The sequence below is a fragment of the Actinomadura sp. 9N215 genome (genome assembly GCF_044326345.1).
Classification (GTDB): Bacteria; Actinomycetota; Actinomycetes; order Streptosporangiales; family Streptosporangiaceae; genus Spirillospora.
The window spans coordinates 1-17,915 of record NZ_JBIRBA010000015.1 but is presented as its reverse complement, the minus strand read 5'-3'; the positions used below and the strand labels follow the sequence as shown (position 1 = coordinate 17,915).

Here is a 17,915-nt window from a genome sequence, read left to right as displayed (position 1 = left end):
GCCCTGATCCGGCCTGCTTGCCTGCTTCGCCCCGGCACACCAACCGTACGGCCACCTGCGGCGTCCTGCGTCAATCAATCCGGCACGCATGGGCCGGGTTACCTTATGCCGGGCACGGACATCATTGCCTATCACGTTTTCAATGACCGAGCGTATGGCGCGGCAGTGATGACGGCCAGGGCCCTGAGAACCATTTCTACAAAGGCGGGCCCTAATTGCGATTGGGCCTGAGTCGGTGTTGTGCCGGGCCGCTTTTCGGTGGCGAAACGTCCGATCTCTGTCTTGAGCTGGGTGTCCCTGGACTTGCCGTGGTCGCCGGTCTTCGGCGGCGGTTCCGGTTCGGGGGCGTCGCCGAGGAGGCCGAGGTCGGCGGCCACCTGTCCCACCGCCTTGCGGAAGTCCGCGTTGCGCACCGCGTCCGGCCGTCCCGTGTTCGCCGCCTCCTCCAGGGCCCGGAAGCAGGGGGCACGGTGACCTTCCGCAGCGGCGAGCCGATCAGCTTCCGGGCCAGGTCCGGCTGGATCTCGTTGCGCTTGCCGTGCTTGGCCAGCAGGACCGAGACGTCGTCCGGCCTGCGGATCGCGAGGCGTCCCCACATGCCGGTGAGCCGCTTGACGGAGCGCAGCGCTGGGACGTCGGGCGTCGCCACCACGACGACCTCGTCCGCCACCTCCACCGCCACGGCGCCGGCGTCGGACAGGTGCGAGCCGCCGTCCACGATGACCACGTCGAACCGCGACCTGACCAGCGTGAGGATCCGCCTGCTCGCGCGGGCGGAGATCTCCTCCGCGTCCTCGCCGTGCGCGGGCGCGAGCAGCAGCCGGGGTCCGAGGGGGTGCGCGTACAGGGCCTCGGCGACGACCGCGCCGTCCAGGTCGCCGGTGGCGTCGTCACCGGCGGCCGCCGCGAGGTCGGCGATGCTGTGCCGATGCTGGACGTCCAGGTAGGCGGACAGGTCGCCCTTCTGCAGGTCCATCTCGACGAGGCACACCGTCCGCCCGGCGCCGGCGACCGCGACGGCCACATGGACGGCCAGCGTCGTGGCGCCGACCCCGCCCTTGGCGCCGCACAGGGCCACGAGCCGTCCGAGCCGGGCCCTGCCCGCGGCCGCAGCTTCTCCCGCAGCCATTCGACGTCGCCGTTCTCGTGGCCGAATAACATCAGCACCGGATCCGCGGGGCGCGAGGCGAACTCGGGGACCGGTCGCCGCGGTGATGCGGTGCACCCCGGGCCGGGTTCCGGCCGAGACCGCGAAACCCTTGCCCGGGAGGTACGACGCCATGTGCGCGTCGAGTCCCGCCTTGATGTGCTCAAGGTGGGCGACGCTGTTCACCCACGCGCCGGTGCGGACGCTCTCGCACAACCGCCCGGCGAGGCTCGCGAGGACGCCCGGCCTGGCGTACGACGACGCGAACGTCAGCTGGTCGGCGATCAGCGACAGCGCCAGCGGGGGCACGTCGATGGGCGCCCCGGCGATGCGGTCGGTCAGCAGGGCGGAGCGGGCCAGCCTGATGAGCCTGCGGACCTGTTCGCCCTTCCACGACGGGTAGACGACCAGCACGGCCGGTCGCCGTCCGAGCGCGTACGCCATGAGGTCGATGAACGCGGGCGGGGAGTCGTCGCCGGTGCGCTGGGCGGCGGCGGGCTTCAGGATTCCCGTGCTGGGAAAGTCACCGGCGAGCACGACCGCGGTCACTCGGTCACGGACGGCTTGACGACAGTCATACCAATTCTCACCACGCAAGGCGATTACCCCTTCCAGTCGGGTGAACCGCATTTAACCGTCGACATCGCATTGTTGAATGACGCCCGCTTTGTCCAGGTTCGCGACACCGGAGAGCAGGTTCGGGAAATCTGGCGAAAACTATCCTGACGTGGGAAATCACCCATGGGAGGGGTCCCGTCCGAACAGTGCGATCATCAACCAAGGCCCCGGCCAACGCACCACGACAAAGATTGGAACGAGCCATTCCAAATTCAGCATCCTCGCACCGCACTTTTCTGCCGAGGACGCGTCAGACCAACGACTCGTCCCGGCGCCGCAATCGGCCGGAGAATGGGCCTTGGGACCCTGGACATGACGACTCGCCGAACCTCGAACCCAATCCCCGACTTTCCGGCGCGGGGCGACCGTCGCGCAGTTCGTTCCGGCGCGGACGAGGTGCAGGCTCTAGAGTCGTCCTGTAGGCGGCCCCACTCTGGAGACGACGGCGATGACGCACCCATCGGACCCCGGTCACCCACCGCGCCCGCAGGCCCCCGGCCAGCCCGGACCGGGTCAGCCGGGCCCCGGCCACCCGGGTGACCCCTACGGTCCGCCGCCGCCCCCACCTCAGCAGCAGCATCCGGGCGCCGTTCCGGGCCCTCGCCCGCCCGGCCCGGGGTTCGGGCCACAGGACCGCCAGCAGGAGTGGACGCCTCCGTATCCGCGCGAGCGGGCGGGCAAGGGCGTGGTCGGGACGCTGTTCGACATGAACTTCGACCACATGATCACCGCGAAGGTGGTCAAGATCGTCTACATGCTGGCGCTGGTCCCGATCACCCTGGTGGCGCTGGTCCTGGCGTGGTACGGGCTGGCGTACCTCGAGGAGGGGTCGACGGTCGGCCTCGTACTCCTTCTCACGACTCCGTTCATCTGGCTCCTTCAGGTGCTCGTGACGCGGATGGTCCTGGAGTTCGTGATCAATCAGTTCAAGATCAGCGAGTATCTGCGGGCGATCAAGGACAAGGACTAGACGGGGCTGCTGGTGGGCGAGTTCGACGAGACCCGGCCCGGCGGCGGGACGCCGCCGCGGGACACGCGGCGCGACGCCGCGGGTCCGGCGCGGGACGCGGGGTCGACCCGGCGCGACGCACGGGTGCCGGGGCCGCGCCCGGCGGCGGACACACGCCGGGACGGCACGGCCTCCGGCGGCGGCACGGCCGCGGGCGGCGCGGCCTCCGGCGGCGGCGAATCGCTGATGCGGCTCCCGGCGGTGCTCGCCGAGCGGTACGAGGCCGTCGCCGAGCTGCCGGTGCAGGGCGCCGAGTCGGATCTGCTGCTGGTGCGGGACGCACGCGGCGACGAGTACGTGGCGAAGATCTTCCGCCGCGGGTACAGCGCCGACCGCGAGGTCTGGGCGAAGCTGCCCGCGCTGGACTCGCCGCACGTCCTGCGGATCCTGGAGACCGGCCACGCGGACGGACGCGACTACGAGGTCGCCGCGTACGCGCCCGACGGCAACCTGCGCTCACTGCTGCAGGACGGCCCGCTCCCGCCGGAGACCGCCGCCGAGTTCGCCGCGCAGCTCGCGGACGGCCTGACGGCCCTGCACCGGGCGGGCATCGTCCATCGCGACCTCAAGCCGGAGAACGTCCTGGTGCTGGGCGCCGCCCCGGTGCGGCTGGCGATCGCCGACTTCGGGCTGAGCAAGGTGCTCGACCAGAGCGTGGTGTTCGCGTCGTCGTCGCGGACGCTGGCCTACGCGGCGCCGGAGTCGCTGTCCGGCCAGGTGTCGCCCGCCCGCGACTGGTGGTCGCTCGGCATGATCGTCCGGGAGATGGCGACGGGCCGGGCCCCGTTCCAGGGACTGAGCGAGACCGTGGTGGTCGACCACCTCGCGACGCGGCCGGTGGGCGCGGACGACGTCCCCGACCCGAGACTGCGCCTGCTGTGCCAGGGCCTGCTGACCCGCGACCCGCGCAGAAGATGGACGGGCACGCAGATAAAGGAGTGGCGAAACGGCGGCTCGCCACCGGTCACCGAGGAGAGCCCCCAACCGGAAACGACCAGCGGGCTCCCGTTCAAAGGCAGGCGCTTCACCCGCCGGGACGACCTGGCGCGCGCGCTCATCGAAGACTGGGACCACGCCGCCCAGTACTTCTTCGGACGCGGCGAGTCCGGGGAGGCGTGGCGGACCCTGCGCGACTGGATCGCGGAGCTGCCCGACGACGACGGCCGCATCGATCTCGTCGACGGCCACCTCACCACGCGCCTGCCGTCCGATGTGAAGCTCCTGCACCTGGTCCGCTGGCTGGACCCGGAGCTCCCGCCCCACTACCTGGGCCGCCGGATGACGGCCGACGATCTGCCGGCCCTCGCCGCCCTCGCCGACGACCGCCGCCACCCCGACCATCACCTCGCCTGCCGGATCGGACGAGACCTCTGGGACCGAGGACTGCTACGGGCGCTGGCCGGGTTCGACGCCGACTCCGGCGGCGGACGGGACCTCGCCCGCATCGACGACCAATGGCGCGCCTACGCCACGGTGTGGAACGACCTGGCCCGCTGGCTGCGCTCCCAAGAGGCGACACCCCAAGGACTGAACGCACGCCTCCTGGACGCCAGAACGGACGATCCGCCCATCGTCCTCCTCACCCTGCTCGCGCTCGCGGCACGTCCCGCGCAGACCGGGCAGGTGCTCGCCGACGGCGCGGCGCGGGCGCGGGCTTCCGTCACCGAGCCCCCGCCGTGGTTCACCTGGATGGCCGACGGCGCAGGCGACGACCCACTACGCCTGCTCGCGGTGTCGCTGGCCGCCCCCGAGGCGATCGTGGAAACCGAGGCGCAGGCGCGCGACCGCCTCGCCGCCGAACGGCAGGACGAGGCGCTGCGCGCCCAATGGGCCGACCGCGAGCGGCAGCGGCTCGCCGGACGCGGCGCCGCCACGGCCCGCGCCGTCCTGTGGACGCTCCCGCTGCTCGCGTTCTGGCTGCTCGGGAGCTGGATCGTCGACACCCTCTTTGGCGGCGACGACACCGGGCCCAGTGCCGTCGGCGGATTTCAGCGGTCGTCCGGCGCGTCGCTCGGGCTCATGGTCACGGCGTCGGTGGTCGCCTGGGCCGTGCAGTGCGGCAGCGAAGTCATGCTGGCGCGCACGCAAGGCACGGACTATCTGCCCGGCGGGCCGTGGTCGCTGTTCTCCAAAGTGCTCGCGGGCGCCGGGCGGATGCTGTCCGGGGTGTCCAAGGCGTCCCGCGGGATGTCGGGCTCCGCGCGACGGACCGGGCGGCCCGGATGCGGGCTGCTGTTCCTCGCGGGGACGCTTCCGCTGCTGATCGTCCTGATCCTGCTGGGTGCGGTGATGCCGCTCGGGTCGCTGCTGTGGCTGCTGCTGATGGCGGCGGGCGCGTTCGCGCACGCCGTCATGGCGGGCATGCGGCTGCACCGCTGGCGGGAGTCCCGAAGCGGCCGGGCAAACACGTGAACGGCGAAGAGAACGCGTGAACGGCGAGGAACGCGTGAGCGACGGAGGGGGCGCGTGAGCAGCGGCGTCGAGGCGGAGATCGTCCTGGACATGGCGGTGGTCCTCACCCTGGGCATGAACCGCGTCCTCGGGCGCGGCGCGGGGATCGCGGGCCGCGGCGCGGAGGCGCTGGCCGCGCTCGCCGAAGGACGCGCCGAGACGCGGACGGCGGCGCTCGCCGAGGTCGAGACCCAGGAGAGGGCGCTGCGCGAGGTGGTGGCCCGCAACGCGCGCATCGCGGCGCTCGCCGAGACGCGCGACAGGCTCGGCGCGGACGTGGCTCTCCCACCCGAGCTGCCTCCGGACGAACGTCCAGCCGAGGAGCTCACCCAATGGTGCGCGGCGACCGACCAGCTCCTGGACGAAGCGGAACGCCGCCTGTCGGAGCATGTGGCCGCCGAGGTCACCGCACAGGTCTTCGCCGTCCCCGCCCAGCGCCTCCAGGCCGACACGACACAGAAACCGCGGAGACCGAAGCCCGAGGACGACGAGAGCGCCGAAGACGTCCAGCGAAACCTCGCCCGGATCATGGCGCGCCTGCTCCCGGACGCCGACGACGACGAGCGGCGGACGGTGGCGGAGGCGGCGCGGCTGCTGGCGGAGATCGGGACGCCGGACGAGGCGGAGGCCGTCCTGCATGAGGTGCGCCTCCGGATCCAGGACGCGAACAGCCGCACCCAGCAGCGCCGGGACGACGAGCTCCGCCGGCTGGCGGAGCGCGACGCCGCCGAGCAGGCCGAAGCCGAGCGCCGGTACGTCCTCGACTCGATCACCGCCGCGTTCGAGGACCTGGGCTACGAGGTCCAGGCGGGTTTCGAGACGCTGACGGCCGGCGACGGCACCGTGACGCTCACGAAGGGCGCCTGGCCCGACCACAGCGTGCGGATGCGCGTCGACGACGCGGCGCACGTGCGGGCGTCGATGGTGCGGGAGCGGCCCGCCGAGAACGAGGACGACCGGCGCGTCGACGTCGAGCGGGAGCGCGAGTGGTGCGCGGAGTTCGAGGACGCGAGGACCCGCCTTGAGGCCGCCGGAATCCGCTCGGACGTGGCCTGGCGACTGGACCCCGGGGTCCGCGAGCTGCCGGTTTCCGCCGGGTCACGGCACACTAGGACCCGTGCGGGCCAACGCGAACGCAGCCGGGAGCGTCCCACATGACGCCCGGAGGCCCGATGACCGCGGCGAAGCGAGGATCTTCGGGCCGACTCCCCGGGGGTCTGGGGGTCGTCCCCCAGAAAGGCGGGGCATGCGATGAGAGCGGAGTGGAGCAAGCCGGATGAGCATTGAATCGCCGACACTCGGTGGGCGGCTGCAGGGCTGGCCGCCGTTCATCCGCGAGCTGGACGCGACCCTCTCGGTGCACTCGCAGTACGTCCTGTCGGGCAACCTGTACGACAGCTTCCTCGCGCCGCCGCTCGACGCGGCCGGTCCGGCGCGGCTGCTGCCGCTGCGCGAGCTGCTGTGGGAGACGCTGCGGTCCAGCGGCGCGTCCTGCATGATCGTGTACGACCCGGTGGACGGCCTGCAGGTCTACCCCGAGGTCGGCGACGAGATCGGGGACGAGGCGGCGCGGTCGGCGGAGCGGCTGCTCGGCAAGGTCAAGGCGGACGAGAAGCCGTCGCTGGAGGCGCTGACCCGGCATCTGGCGTCGGTGGCCAGGCCGAAGGAGAACATCCGCGCCGCGTTCGTGATCGACTCGGCGTCGCGGATCGCCCGCACGCCGACGGACCTGGAGCCGTCCGAGCGCGACTTCTTCCGGTTCTGCGCGAAGCTGTCGCGCAGCGCGCGTCCCGTCCGGGTGACGGGCCCGCGGCCGAAGCCGCTCTACAACCCGATCGTGTGGCTGGTGGAGCGGCCGGGCGACCTGCCGCCGTGGCTGACGACCGACAACGAGACGATCCGCGAGATCACGATCCCGCGCCCGCATCTCGGCGACCGGCAGGAGACGGCGCGGCTGCTGGCCCGCGCGTTCGGGGTCAGCGACGTCGGCTCGGACGAGGTCGCCGCCGGGGCGTGCGACGCGTTCGCCGAGCAGGCCGACGGGCTGACGCTCCAGTCGATGATCGAGGTGACGCGGCTGGCGAAGGAACGCAGCGTCGACCTGGCCGACCTGCCGGACGCCGTCCGCACCTACAAGCTGGGCGTGCTCGACAACCCGTGGAGCCGCGGCCATCTGCGCCGCCGGGTGCTGGAGGGCGAGAAGCGCGTCCCGGAGCGGGTGATCGGGCAGCCGCAGGCCGTGACGAAGACGCTCGACATCCTGAAGCGGGCGGTGCTCGGCCTGTCCGGCGCGCAGGCGACGCGGTCGGGCAGCCGTCCGCGCGGGGTGCTGTTCTTCGCGGGCCCGACCGGCACCGGCAAGACGGAGCTGGCGAAGGCGATCACCGAGCTGGTGTTCGGGGACGAGTCCGCCTACCTGCGGTTCGACATGAGCGAGTTCTCCGGCGAGGGGTCCGGCGACCGGCTGATCGGGTCGCCGCCCGGCTACGTGGGCCACGAGGCGGGCGGGGAGCTGACCAACGCCGTCCGCGAGGACCCGTTCCGCGTGATGCTGTTCGACGAGATCGAGAAGGCGCACCCGCGCATCCTGGACAAGTTCCTCCAGATCCTGGAGGACGGCCGCCTCACCGACGGGCGCGGCAACACCGTCCACTTCTCCGAGTCGATCCTGATCTTCACGTCGAACCTCGGGATGTACGTCCCGGGCCGCGACCTCACGACCCGGGACGCGGCCCCGTACGGGACGCCGAGCCGTGTGCAGAACATCACACCGGGGATGGCGTACGACGAGGTGGAGCAGCGCATCAAGGGCGCCGTCGCCGACCACTTCACCGAGGTCCTGAACCGGCCCGAGCTGCTCAACCGGTTCGGCGACAACATCGTGGTGTTCGACTTCATCTCCGCCGAGGCCGCGCACAAGATCTTCGACTTGCAGTTCGCGAACATCTGCAAGCGCGTCACGGACGAGCACCGGCTGATCCTCGCCGTGAAGAGCGAGGCGCTGGCGACGCTCCGCGAGTGGTGCACCGAGGCGCTGGACAAGGGCGGACGCGGCATCGGCATGGCGCTGGAGTCGTACTTCGTCAACCCGCTGGCGCGCGCGCTGTTCGACCGCGAGCTCGTCCCGGACGAGAAGGTCACCGTGTCGGGCATCCGGCGCGCGGGCAGCATCGTCCACCTGGATCTTCAGTGACGCCCAGGCGTCCTCCGGCCGGAGGCGCCCCAAGCGAGACGCTCCTGCTCGCCAAGGCGCACTATCCGGTGACCACACTCGGCCCCGGGACCCGCGCGGGCATCTGGACGCAGGGCTGCACGCTGCACTGCCACGGCTGCCTGTCCCGCGACACCTGGGACGCCGACCCGGGCAAGGCCGTCCCCGTCGCGGCGGTGCTCGGCTGGCTGAAGTCCCTGCCCGGACGGGTCGACGGCGTCACGATCTCCGGCGGTGAGCCGTTCCAGCAGCCGGGGGCGCTGGCGGCGCTGCTGCGGGGCGTCCGCGCGTGGCGGGACGGCCGCGACCATGAGACGATTGCAGTGGACATATTGGTCTACAGCGGATATGTCTACTCCCGGCTCTCCCGCACCGGTGAGACGCGCGAGATCCTGGACATGTGCGACGCAGTGATCGCAGGGCCGTACGTCGACCGGCTCAACCCGGGGGGGCGACACTCCAAGGGTGGCTCTCTACTCTGGAGGGGATCGGCCAACCAGCGCGTCGTCCCGCTGTCCCCGCTGGGGCGCGAGCGGTACGGGGCACTGGCCGACATCAGGAAGACTGGAGAAGATACAGGGCCCCGAGTACAGGTGTCCGTGGACGAAGGGCCGGAGGGAAGGCGGGTGTACTACATCGGGATCCCGCGAAGGGGTGACATGGATCACCTCACGTCGAGGCTCGACCGCGCCGGGGTGCGCTCGGGGGATGTGTCATGGCGACCTTGAAATGTCCTGTCTGCGACGAACCGTTCCAGCCGGGTGATCTGCTCTGCATGAGCTGCGGGGCCAACCTCGCCCGCGCGGGCGGCGCCCAGCGGCAGGGCCCGGGCGGGTACGACAACCAGCAGCAGGGCTACCCGCCGCCGGGCCCGCAGCAGGGCGGCCAGCCGCAGTACGGCGCCCCGCCTGGGCCGCCGCAGGGCGGTCAGCCGTACCAGCAGGCGCCCGACCCGTACCAGCAGCAGGCCCCTCAGCAGCAGGCCCCGCCCCAGCCTCCGCCTGGCCAGTCGTCGGACCCCTGGGGGCAGCCGCAGCAACAGCAGCAGCCGGACGCCTGGGGCCCGCCGCCCCAGCAGCAGGCGCCCGATCAGCACGGGCAGCCGCAGCACGCGCAGCCCCCGTACGGCCAGCCGCAGCACGGCGGTGGCCAGCCGCCGCAGCAGCAGGCGCCGGGCGACCCGTGGGGCATGCCGCAACAGCAGCAGCCGCCGCAACCCCAGCAGGACCAGTGGGGCGCGCCGCAGCAGCAGCCCCCGCTGCCCGACTACCCGCAGCCGGACCAGCAGTTCCCGCCGTCCGACCAGCAGTTCCCACCGGCGGACCAGCAGTTCCCGCCGCCCCAGGACCAGTACTCCCCGCAGCAGGACCAGCAGCAGTACCAGCCGCAGCAGGACCAGTGGGGCGCACCACAGCAACAGCAGCAACCGCCGCAGCAGGACCAGTGGGGGGCGCCGCAGCCGGGCCCCGGCGGCGACCAGTTCGGCCAGCCGCCGCAGCACGGAGGCCCGCCGATGCCGCAGCACGGACGCGAGGCGACGCTGCTGCCGCCCGACCACAACCAGGGCCGGCAGCCCGACGGCACGGCGTTCATGTGCCCGTACTGCGAGGCGGTGCTGCCCAACCCGGGCGCCGCGCAGTGCGACTCGTGCCTGCGTCCGCTGCCGCAGAAGGGCGCGCCCACCCTGCGTGTGATGTTCCCCACGGGCGAGCTCAAGGTCTCCGTCGGGCAGCATCTGGTGCTCGGACGGGACGCGGGCCAGTCACCGGTGGCGTCCACGTTCACGCAGTACGACAACGTGTCGCGCCGCCATTCAACGGTGTGGCTCGACCCGTCCGGGACGGCGTGGGTCCGCGACGAGGGCTCCACCAACGGGACGTTCGTCAACGGCGAGCGGCTTCCCCGCGGCGTGGAGGCCCCGCTCCGCAACGGCGACCAGCTCCGCCTCGCCGCCGACGTGACCGGCACCGTCCAGCTGAACTGACCGGCGCACAGGCCGGACACCAGCGCAAAGGGGCGGCCCCGCGGTCCAAGACCGCGGAGCCGCCCCTTTTCGCACCCGCCGACTTACGCCCGACTCACGCCTATCGACTCGCGCCCGCCGACTCGCGTCCGTCGACGGCTCCGGTTCCGATCAGCTCGCGCGCTTGGAGCGGGCGCGCATGCGCTCGCGCTCCTTGGCGTCCAGGACGACCTTGCGGATGCGGACGGCGCCCGGCGTGACCTCGACGCACTCGTCCTCGCGGCAGAACTCCAGCGCCTCCTCCAGCGACAGCAGCCGCGGCGGGGTGAGCCGCTCCAGCTCGTCGCCGGTGGACGACCGCATGTTCGTGAGCTTCTTCTCCTTGGTGATGTTGACGTCCATGTCGTCGGCCCGGGAGTTCTCCCCGACGATCATGCCCTCGTACACCTCGGTGGTCGGCCCGACGAAGAACGTGCCCCGCTCCTGCAGGTTCGTGATCGCGAACGGGGTGGCGGCGCCGGCGCGGTCGGCGACCAGCGATCCGGACGGACGCGTCCGCAGCTCCCCGAACCACGGCTCGTAGCCCTCGAACACGTGGTGCGCCATGCCGGTGCCGCGCGTCTCCGTCATGAACTCGGTGCGGAACCCGATCAGGCCGCGCGCCGGGACGAGGAACTCCATCCGGATCCAGCCGGTGCCGTGGTTCGTCATGTGCTCCATCCGCCCCTTGCGGACGGCCAGGAGCTGCGTGACGGCGCCGAGGTGCTCCTCGGGGATGTCCACGGTGAGCCGCTCGACCGGCTCGTGCTTCTTCCCGTCGATGCTCTTCGCGACGACCTGCGGCTTGCCGACGGTCAGCTCGTAGCCCTCGCGGCGCATGTTCTCGACGAGGATCGCCAGGGCCAGCTCGCCGCGTCCCTGCACCTCCCACGCGTCCGGACGCTCCGTCGGCAGCACCCGGATCGACACGTTGCCGACGAGCTCCCGGTCGAGCCTGTCCTTCACCATCCGGGCGGTGACCTTGGTGTTCTTCTCGCGGCCCGCCATCGGCCCGGTGTTGGTGCCGACGGTCATCGAGATCGCGGGCTCGTCCACGGTGATCAGCGGCAGCGGGCGCGGGTCGTCCGGATCGGCGATCGTGTCGCCGATCATGATGTCGGGGATGCCGGCGATCGCGATGATGTCGCCGGGCCCCGCCTCGTCGGTGGGCTTGCGGGTGAGCGCGTCCGTCATCAGCAGCTCGGTGATCTTGACGCGGTCGACGCTGCCGTCGTGCCGGAACCAGGCGACCTGCTGGCCCTTCTTGATCGTCCCGGCGTGGACGCGGCACAGCGCGATCCGGCCGAGGTAGCTGGACGCGTCCAGGTTCGTCACGTGCGCCTGCAGCGCCGCGTCCGGGTCGTAGGACGGCGCCGGGATCGTCTCGGTGATGACCGTGAACAGCGGCTCCAGGTCGGGGCTGGCGGGCATCTCGCCGTCGGCGGGCTTGTCGAGCGAGGCCCGCCCGGCGCGCCCGGACGCGTACACGATCGGGAAGTCGATCTGGTCCTCGTCGGCGTCGAGGTCCATGAACAGCTCGTACGTCTCGTCGACGACCTCGTCGATGCGGGCGTCGGGACGGTCGGTCTTGTTCACGACCAGGATCACCGGCAGCCTGGCCTCCAGCGCCTTGCGCAGGACGAACCGGGTCTGCGGGAGGGGGCCCTCGCTGGCGTCCACCAGGAGGACGACGCCGTCCACCATGTTCAGCCCGCGCTCGACCTCGCCGCCGAAGTCGGCGTGCCCGGGGGTGTCGATGATGTTGATCGTCAGCCCGTCGTGCCGGACGGCGGTGTTCTTCGCGAGAATGGTGATCCCCTTCTCGCGCTCCAGGTCGTTGGAGTCCATGACCCGGTCGTCGACGTCCTGGTTCTCGCGGAAGGCCCCGGACTGCCAGAGCATGGCGTCGACCAGCGTCGTCTTGCCATGGTCGACGTGAGCGACGATCGCGACGTTCCGGAGGTCGTCGCGCGTGGAGATGGGCATGCGGGCTCGCCTTGCGTGAGAGTTCGGGGTTCGCCGCCGACATGCGGCAGCCCCCATTCTACTTGGCCCCGCATACCACCCATCCCAGCCGATCCGAACCTCAGAAGTCGTCTCGTGGGCGGATTCGCCAACTTTGCTGATCCTTTGTAATGTGCCCGAGATCCGGTCGTCCGGAGCCCCACCCCCCGGGGCTGCGGCCGGAGCGCCGAATCTCCCGCCTCGCGGGGAACCGGGGACCCACCTCTTCGGGGTGAATCGACACACGTCGTAGGGCGACTCCTGGCCCGAACCCGTCAGCTAACCCGGTAGGCGCGCGAGGAGAGGAGAACCCGGTTTGACACCGGATCCCCACCGGCGGCGCCGCGTCACGCCCGCCGCCACCGCGACCATGCTCCTGATCGGTCTCGGCGCCGCCGCGCCCACCGTCGCGCACGCGGCGCAACCGTCCGGACGTCCCGCCGCGGCCACCCCGAGCCCGGCTCCGACGACCGAGCAGGGCCTGCGCAAGAGCCTGGACGCGCTGAACGAGGAAGCCGAGATCCTCACCGAGAAGTACAACAAGACCCGCGTTGACCTGGGCAAGGCCCAGCAGGCGGAGCGCACCGCCGCCCAGCAGGCCGCCGCGCTGCGCGCCCAGGCCGCACCGGCGCGGGAACGGCTCGGCCAGCTCGCCGCGGCGAACTACATGTCCGGATCGCCCAACGCGATCTTCGGTACGGGCGGCTCGCCGGACGGCCTGTCCGACCAGGCGTACCTCGCACAGAACCAGGCCGCCACGATCCAGGCGCTGCAGAAGCAGATCGACCGGGCCGAGGCCGCCCAGCGCACAGCGCAGGCCAGGATCGCCCAGGTCAAGCAGGCCGCCGCGGACGCCGAGCAGGCCCGCCGGGCCGCGAAGGCCAAGGTCGCCGAGGTGCTGAAGCGCCTCGACAAGCTGACCACGACGCACGTCCGCGACCCGCGCAGCGGCCTGCGCGCCACCGTGAAGGGCTCGGGGCTCCCGGCCAAGATGGCCCGCAAGGCGCTCACCAAGCTCGGCGCCCCGTACGTGTGGGCCGCCGCCGGGCCGGGCAGCTTCGACTGCTCCGGCCTCGTCGTCTGGGCGTACACCCAGGTCGGCAAGCCGGGCCTGCCGCACTACACCGGCGCCCTGTACGGACTGGGCACGAAGGTCTCCCGGAGCGAGCTCCGGTCAGGCGACCTCGTGTACTTCGGCGGAAGCCTCCACCACATGGGCGTCTACCTCGGTGACGGCAAGTTCCTGCACGCCCCGCAGACCGGCGATGTGGTGAAGATCTCCAAAATGTCCGACCGCTCCTCCTTCGGCCCTGGCGGGCCTCCATCGTCGACAAACGCTGTGCGATCGCTGCATCGCTCCGACTCGCCTGGCGGCTCGCTGCGCGATTAGGTTTCTCGCAGGCTCGAAACCTGCCTTCGGACGCGATCGCGACCATTGAGGTCGTCGCGGGGTTGCGGCGGTGGCTGGGCGCCGTTCCTTCCCGAGCAGACATTGACGTCGTCGTGGCGTCGCGGCGGTGGCTGGGGGGCGCGTTACTCCGCGAGTAGGTGTTGTTCGGCGAGGGTGTCGATCACGGGGCGGTCGCCTGGGAGCCAGTCGACGTCGTAGAGCTCGTCCGGGGAGAGCCAGCGGAGGGCCAGGTGTTCCAGGGCGCGGGGTTCGCCTTCGATGATGCGGGCCGTCCACACGCGCAGGACGGCCCGTTCGCTCAGCCGCCAGTCACCGCCGATCCTGCGGCCCAGCCGGACCTTGACGGCGAGTTCCTCGTGGCATTCGCGCACCAGCGCGTCCTCGTCCGACTCGCCGGGGTCGACCTTCCCGCCCGGCAGTTCCCAGCCGCCCGCCATGTGCGGCGGCTCGGCCCGCTGCGCGCTCAGCAGCCGTCCGTCCGAAATGATCGCCGCGCCCACCACCACGAGGTCTATGCCGACCAACCCCTCTCCGTTACCCGTCATCTCGCGATCGCGGCCCGCTCGACCAGCCGCGTCGCATCATGGACGATCTTCTCCAGGTGGCCGCCGTGCGCGCCGCGCCAGTACACCTGGCCGCAGTTCGCGCAGCGGCCGTAGACGTCGTAGTTGCGGCGGGTGCCCGCCTCCAGGTCGCGTTCGATCTCCTCCTTGTCGACCGGGACGAGCTCCCCGTTGCAGGCGGTGCAACGCGTCCAGGGCCGCAGGACGGGCGCGAACCGGTCCAGGACGTCGCGGAGCTGGTCGTCCGGGCGGGAGCCGCGGACGTACGCGCCGAACCACAGCGCGCGGCGCCGCAGCAGGCCGCGGTCCTGGGTGAGCAGGACGCGGCGCTCCGCATCGGCCTGGACGACCAGCGCCGGGTCGTCCATGTCGTTGTGGTACGCGGTGTCGAGGCCGACGAGCCGCATCCGGCGGGCGAGCGTCCCGAGGTGCACGTCGAGGAGGAAGCGGGGCGCGACCTGGCCCGGCTCCAGCGGGACGGGCTGCGGGCGCGGCACGGCGGCCACGTGCACCTCGTCGCCGGCGTCCGGCCTGGTTGAGGGGCCGACCGGCGCGCCGCCGACGGTCATCGGCCCGGCCTCGGGCAGCGGGACGCCGAGCGACTCCACGAGATGCCCCAGCGTCGAGGTGCCGTCCCAGGGGACGCGGCTCACCTTCTCCCGCCGCGCGGCGGGCAGGAACATCAGCAGCTCGTCGGCGACTCGGATCGTCAGCTCGGGCTCCACGCGATCAGCATGCCACGCCGCGGCCCGGATCCCCTCCGCATTTATCGGCGGCGCCGGGCCGCGGCGGGCCGCGGACGGGCGGCCGCGTATTCTCGGGACGTGCGGGAAGACGACAGCGGGCCGCGCCACGGCGGCGGACCGCGCGACAGCACCGCGCCGCGGGACGACATCGACGCCGTGGCGGACGCGTGGCGGCGGGACGGCCTCTCCGAACCGCTCATCGCGATGCTGGAGGTCAGCAAGCGGGCCGCGCGGATCGCCATGCTCGTCCAGCAGGCGGTCCGCGCCGAACTCGCCGAACTCGGCCTCACCTACGCCGAGTTCGAGGTGCTGACCGTCCTGCGCCGCGAGGGCGAGCCGTACCGGCTGCGGCCGAGCGAGCTCACCCGGTCGGCGTTCCTCACCTCGGGCGGGACGAGCAACGTCCTGCAGCGGCTGCAGCGGGCCGGGTACATCGAGCGGGAGGCGAACACCGGCGACGCCCGCAGCCGCTTCGTCCAGCTCACCGGGGAGGGGCTCCAGGTCACCGAGCGCGCCCTGGCGGCGTCGGGGGCCGCGCACGAGGAGGTCATGGCGGGCGTGCCGCCGCGGGACGTCCGGCACGCCGCCGACGCGCTCCGCGAGATCCTTCTGGTCATCGGCAAGCGCCGCTTCCGCTGACCGCAGACGCCGACCGCGGACGCCGACCGCGGACATCGACGCGCCCGCGTCACCGCCCGTCCGCGGCTCCGGCGGGGGTCGGCGGCCCGGCTACTCGGCGGCCAGTTCGTTGAGCTTCTTCTTCAGGTCGGGACGCGCGAGCGGGCGCGTCGTCCCCACCCAGTCGGACCGCTTGTAGGGCTTCACGCCGATCGCGGGGACGCACGTCGAGCAGCTCGCCACGATCATCTTGCCCTTGCCGATCACCATCCCGACATGGCCGGGGTTGTTCGCGGACGTCCCCGGACCGGAGTCGAAGAACACCAGGTCACCGGGCTGCTCCTTGCCCTTCGAGACCTTCACGCCGTACGGCCACTGCTGGAAGGTCGTGCGCGGGATGTCCAGGCCGACCGTCCGGTACGCGGCCTGGATGAGGCTGGAGCAGTCCCACGCGTCGGGACCGTTGGCGCCGAACACGTACGGCTTGCCGCGCTGCGCCATCGCGAACGAGATGATCCGCTTGACGAGGCCGGACGCGCCGGCGGGCAGGTCGTTGTCCTCGCAGACGATCCCGTTCGCCTGGACGACCTTGAAGTCGCCGCCCACGTACCGCTTCGCCCAGTCCAGGACGAGGTTCACGTAGTCCCACGAATGGTTGTACTGGAAGATCGCGGTCCGCATGCGGCGCGGGGCGCCGTTGTGCTTGAGATACGCGGCGGCGGACGGGATCGCGTCCTCCGGGTTGTACCGGTCCTTCTTCCCGTCCTTGTTCCCGTCGACCGCGAACTCGTCCCAGGTCGGCTGCAGGAACTGCATCGGGCCGCCCGCGCCCGCGTAGTTCTCCCCGCTCTTGACGCCGGGCAGGTTGGACGTGCCGTGGCTGGTCTCGACCTTGCCGATGCCCGCGAGGACGTTCCACGGGATACCGGATTTCTCCCCCGCCGTCTTGTAAAGCTGCAGGTAGTTCGCCGGGATGGCCTTCGCGTCGGTCGCGGCGGCGGGCTGGGCGTCCGCGCCCGCCACGGTCACGCAGTTGCCGCCCGCGACGCCGCCGCCGAACATGAACCGGCTCGCGCCGAGCAGCACGGGGACGACGATCAGGCCGGCGAACATCACCGCGGCGGCTCCGAGCGCCCCGGCGATCAGCACGCCGCGGCGGCTCATCCCACGTCACCCGCCCGCGCCGTCGTCCACGTGTCACCCGCCCACCCCGTGATCCGCGTGTCACCCGCCCGGCCCGTCATCCTCGTGGCATCCGCCCGGTCCGTCATCCGGTGTCACCCGCCTGGCCCGCGTCCGCCGGCTGGAACGAGTAGATCTTCAGCGCGCCGCCGTCCCGCGCCACGGTCACCGCGTACCGCTTGCGGTCGTTGCTCGCGGAGCCGCCCTCGGTAACCCGCTGCGTGCCGGTCACCACGAAGATGATCGAGTTGTCCTCGACGGTGCGGACCTGGTCGAGGCTCGCCGAGCCCTGCGCGACGACCTTGTCCCGCTGCCGCTCCTCAAGCAGCCCGGGCGTGCCCGCGGTCCGCGCCAGCTCCGCCATCAGCTCGTCGGTGACGAAGCCGGACAGCCGCGCCGAATAGCTCTCGGGCGGCTCGTCGAAGCGGTACGTCCCGTACGCGGCGACGAACCGCTGCGCCAGGTCCGCCGCCGTGGCGAACTCCTGCCGGGTGAACGGCAGCAGGCGGTAGATGTCGAAGTCGCCCGGGTTCACGGGAGTCTGGATTCCGGGCGGCGGGGACGCCGGGCCGGCCGGGGCGGCTGTGGGCGTGCCGCTCGGGCGCGCCTCCGAACGGTCCGGCTCGTCCTCGGGCGCGGCGAGGGTCAGGTACAGGCCGGCGGCCGCGAGCAGCACCACGAGGCCCCCGAACAGGAACCTGCGCTGCCGGTCGGTCAGGTTCATCAGTCGTCCCGTTCCGCCTCACCGGACGGACGGTCGACGGGACGCAGCCAGAACGGGATCGACGGGCCCTCCGGCGAGCCGCCCCGGCCCCACAGCGGCGGAGGCGTCTGCCGCTCCCCCGGCTGGGACCTCGACGGCGCGCCGCCCGCACCGCCCCGGGGCCTCGGCACGTTCGACCCGGAGCCGCCGCCGGACTGGGGCGCGGCGCCGCCCCCCCCCCCCCCCCCCC

Annotated in this window: 15 protein-coding genes, 1 pseudogene and 1 riboswitch; of the genes and pseudogenes, 8 read left to right on the top strand and 8 right to left on the bottom strand. The window is 72.1% G+C overall.

Translation table 11 applies throughout. From position 1 onward, the window contains the following. Nucleotides 1-211: 211 nt before the first annotated feature. On the bottom strand, nucleotides 212-1,696 hold the full coding sequence (locus tag ACH34T_RS23915) for a CpaE family protein (RefSeq protein ID WP_396023129.1): 1,485 nt from the start codon (nucleotides 1,694-1,696) through the stop codon (nucleotides 212-214). Nucleotides 1,697-2,213: 517 nt separating this feature from the next. Between ACH34T_RS23915 and ACH34T_RS23910 the strand changes: the two genes are divergently transcribed. From ACH34T_RS23910 to ACH34T_RS23890, 5 genes are all read left to right on the top strand, one after another. Then, complete coding sequence (locus tag ACH34T_RS23910; RefSeq protein ID WP_396023128.1) at nucleotides 2,214-2,735, top strand: DUF4282 domain-containing protein; 522 nt, start codon at nucleotides 2,214-2,216, stop codon at nucleotides 2,733-2,735. A gap of 12 nt (nucleotides 2,736-2,747) precedes the next feature. Next, nucleotides 2,748-5,186 (top strand): serine/threonine-protein kinase, encoded by a 2,439-nt coding sequence (locus tag ACH34T_RS23905; RefSeq protein WP_396023127.1) that lies wholly within the window; start codon nucleotides 2,748-2,750, stop codon nucleotides 5,184-5,186. Nucleotides 5,187-5,240: 54 nt separating this feature from the next. Further along, a complete protein-coding gene (locus tag ACH34T_RS23900; protein ID WP_396023126.1) occupies nucleotides 5,241-6,383 on the top strand; it encodes a response regulator receiver protein in 1,143 nt (380 codons plus the stop codon). A gap of 118 nt (nucleotides 6,384-6,501) precedes the next feature. After that, the gene (locus ACH34T_RS23895) at nucleotides 6,502-8,418 is read left to right on the top strand and encodes an AAA family ATPase (protein WP_396023125.1); all 1,917 of its coding nucleotides are present in this window, start codon (nucleotides 6,502-6,504) and stop codon (nucleotides 8,416-8,418) included. Continuing rightward, nucleotides 8,415-9,164, top strand: a complete 750-nt coding sequence (locus tag ACH34T_RS23890) for a 4Fe-4S single cluster domain-containing protein (protein ID WP_396023124.1) — start codon at nucleotides 8,415-8,417, stop codon at nucleotides 9,162-9,164. The genes ACH34T_RS23895 and ACH34T_RS23890 overlap by 4 nt, the downstream gene beginning before the upstream one ends. Here the strand turns inward: ACH34T_RS23890 and ACH34T_RS23885 are convergent. Next, nucleotides 9,101-9,961, bottom strand: coding sequence for a hypothetical protein (locus ACH34T_RS23885; protein WP_396023123.1), 861 nt, complete (start codon nucleotides 9,959-9,961; stop codon nucleotides 9,101-9,103). The two genes, ACH34T_RS23890 and ACH34T_RS23885, sit on opposite strands and share 64 nt — an antisense overlap. Here ACH34T_RS23885 and ACH34T_RS23880 point away from each other — a divergent pair. Next, nucleotides 9,950-10,420 (top strand): FHA domain-containing protein, encoded by a 471-nt coding sequence (locus tag ACH34T_RS23880; RefSeq protein ID WP_396023122.1) that lies wholly within the window; start codon nucleotides 9,950-9,952, stop codon nucleotides 10,418-10,420. The genes ACH34T_RS23885 and ACH34T_RS23880 overlap by 12 nt on opposite strands. A 150-nt stretch (nucleotides 10,421-10,570) precedes the next feature. On the opposite strand, the gene typA is transcribed toward ACH34T_RS23880, so the two are convergent. After that, a complete protein-coding gene (gene typA, locus ACH34T_RS23875) occupies nucleotides 10,571-12,424 on the bottom strand; it encodes a translational GTPase TypA (protein WP_396023121.1) in 1,854 nt (617 codons plus the stop codon). A gap of 193 nt (nucleotides 12,425-12,617) precedes the next feature. Then, a riboswitch (cyclic di-AMP (ydaO/yuaA leader) is annotated at nucleotides 12,618-12,752 on the top strand. A 6-nt stretch (nucleotides 12,753-12,758) separates the two neighbouring features. Between typA and ACH34T_RS23870 the strand changes: the two genes are divergently transcribed. Further along, nucleotides 12,759-13,832, top strand: coding sequence for an NlpC/P60 family protein (locus ACH34T_RS23870; RefSeq protein WP_396023120.1), 1,074 nt, complete (start codon nucleotides 12,759-12,761; stop codon nucleotides 13,830-13,832). Between the two features lie 143 nt (nucleotides 13,833-13,975). Here the strand turns inward: ACH34T_RS23870 and ACH34T_RS23865 are convergent, their stop codons facing one another. Both ACH34T_RS23865 and ACH34T_RS23860 read right to left on the bottom strand, forming a co-directional pair. Next, on the bottom strand, nucleotides 13,976-14,398 hold the full coding sequence (locus tag ACH34T_RS23865; RefSeq protein WP_396023119.1) for a (deoxy)nucleoside triphosphate pyrophosphohydrolase: 423 nt from the start codon (nucleotides 14,396-14,398) through the stop codon (nucleotides 13,976-13,978). Further along, complete coding sequence (locus ACH34T_RS23860; RefSeq protein ID WP_396023118.1) at nucleotides 14,395-15,141, bottom strand: Mut7-C RNAse domain-containing protein; 747 nt, start codon at nucleotides 15,139-15,141, stop codon at nucleotides 14,395-14,397. Before ACH34T_RS23860 ends, ACH34T_RS23865 begins: the two co-directional genes overlap by 4 nt. Nucleotides 15,142-15,240: 99 nt before the next feature. Here ACH34T_RS23860 and ACH34T_RS23855 point away from each other — a divergent pair, with 99 nt between their 5' ends. After that, nucleotides 15,241-15,801 carry a MarR family winged helix-turn-helix transcriptional regulator gene (locus ACH34T_RS23855; protein ID WP_396023117.1) on the top strand — a complete coding sequence of 187 codons (561 nt, stop codon included), beginning with the start codon at nucleotides 15,241-15,243 and terminating at the stop codon, nucleotides 15,799-15,801. A gap of 90 nt (nucleotides 15,802-15,891) precedes the next feature. On the opposite strand, the gene ACH34T_RS23850 is transcribed toward ACH34T_RS23855, so the two are convergent. From ACH34T_RS23850 to ACH34T_RS23840, 3 genes and pseudogenes are all read right to left on the bottom strand, one after another. Then, nucleotides 15,892-16,944 (bottom strand): NlpC/P60 family protein, encoded by a 1,053-nt coding sequence (locus ACH34T_RS23850; protein WP_396023116.1) that lies wholly within the window; start codon nucleotides 16,942-16,944, stop codon nucleotides 15,892-15,894. Between the two features lie 103 nt (nucleotides 16,945-17,047). Continuing rightward, on the bottom strand, nucleotides 17,048-17,686 hold the full coding sequence (locus tag ACH34T_RS23845) for a hypothetical protein (protein ID WP_396023115.1): 639 nt from the start codon (nucleotides 17,684-17,686) through the stop codon (nucleotides 17,048-17,050). Continuing rightward, nucleotides 17,686-17,915, bottom strand: a pseudogene (locus tag ACH34T_RS23840) (hypothetical protein); the annotation flags it as partial. The gene ACH34T_RS23845 and the pseudogene ACH34T_RS23840, both read right to left, overlap by 1 nt.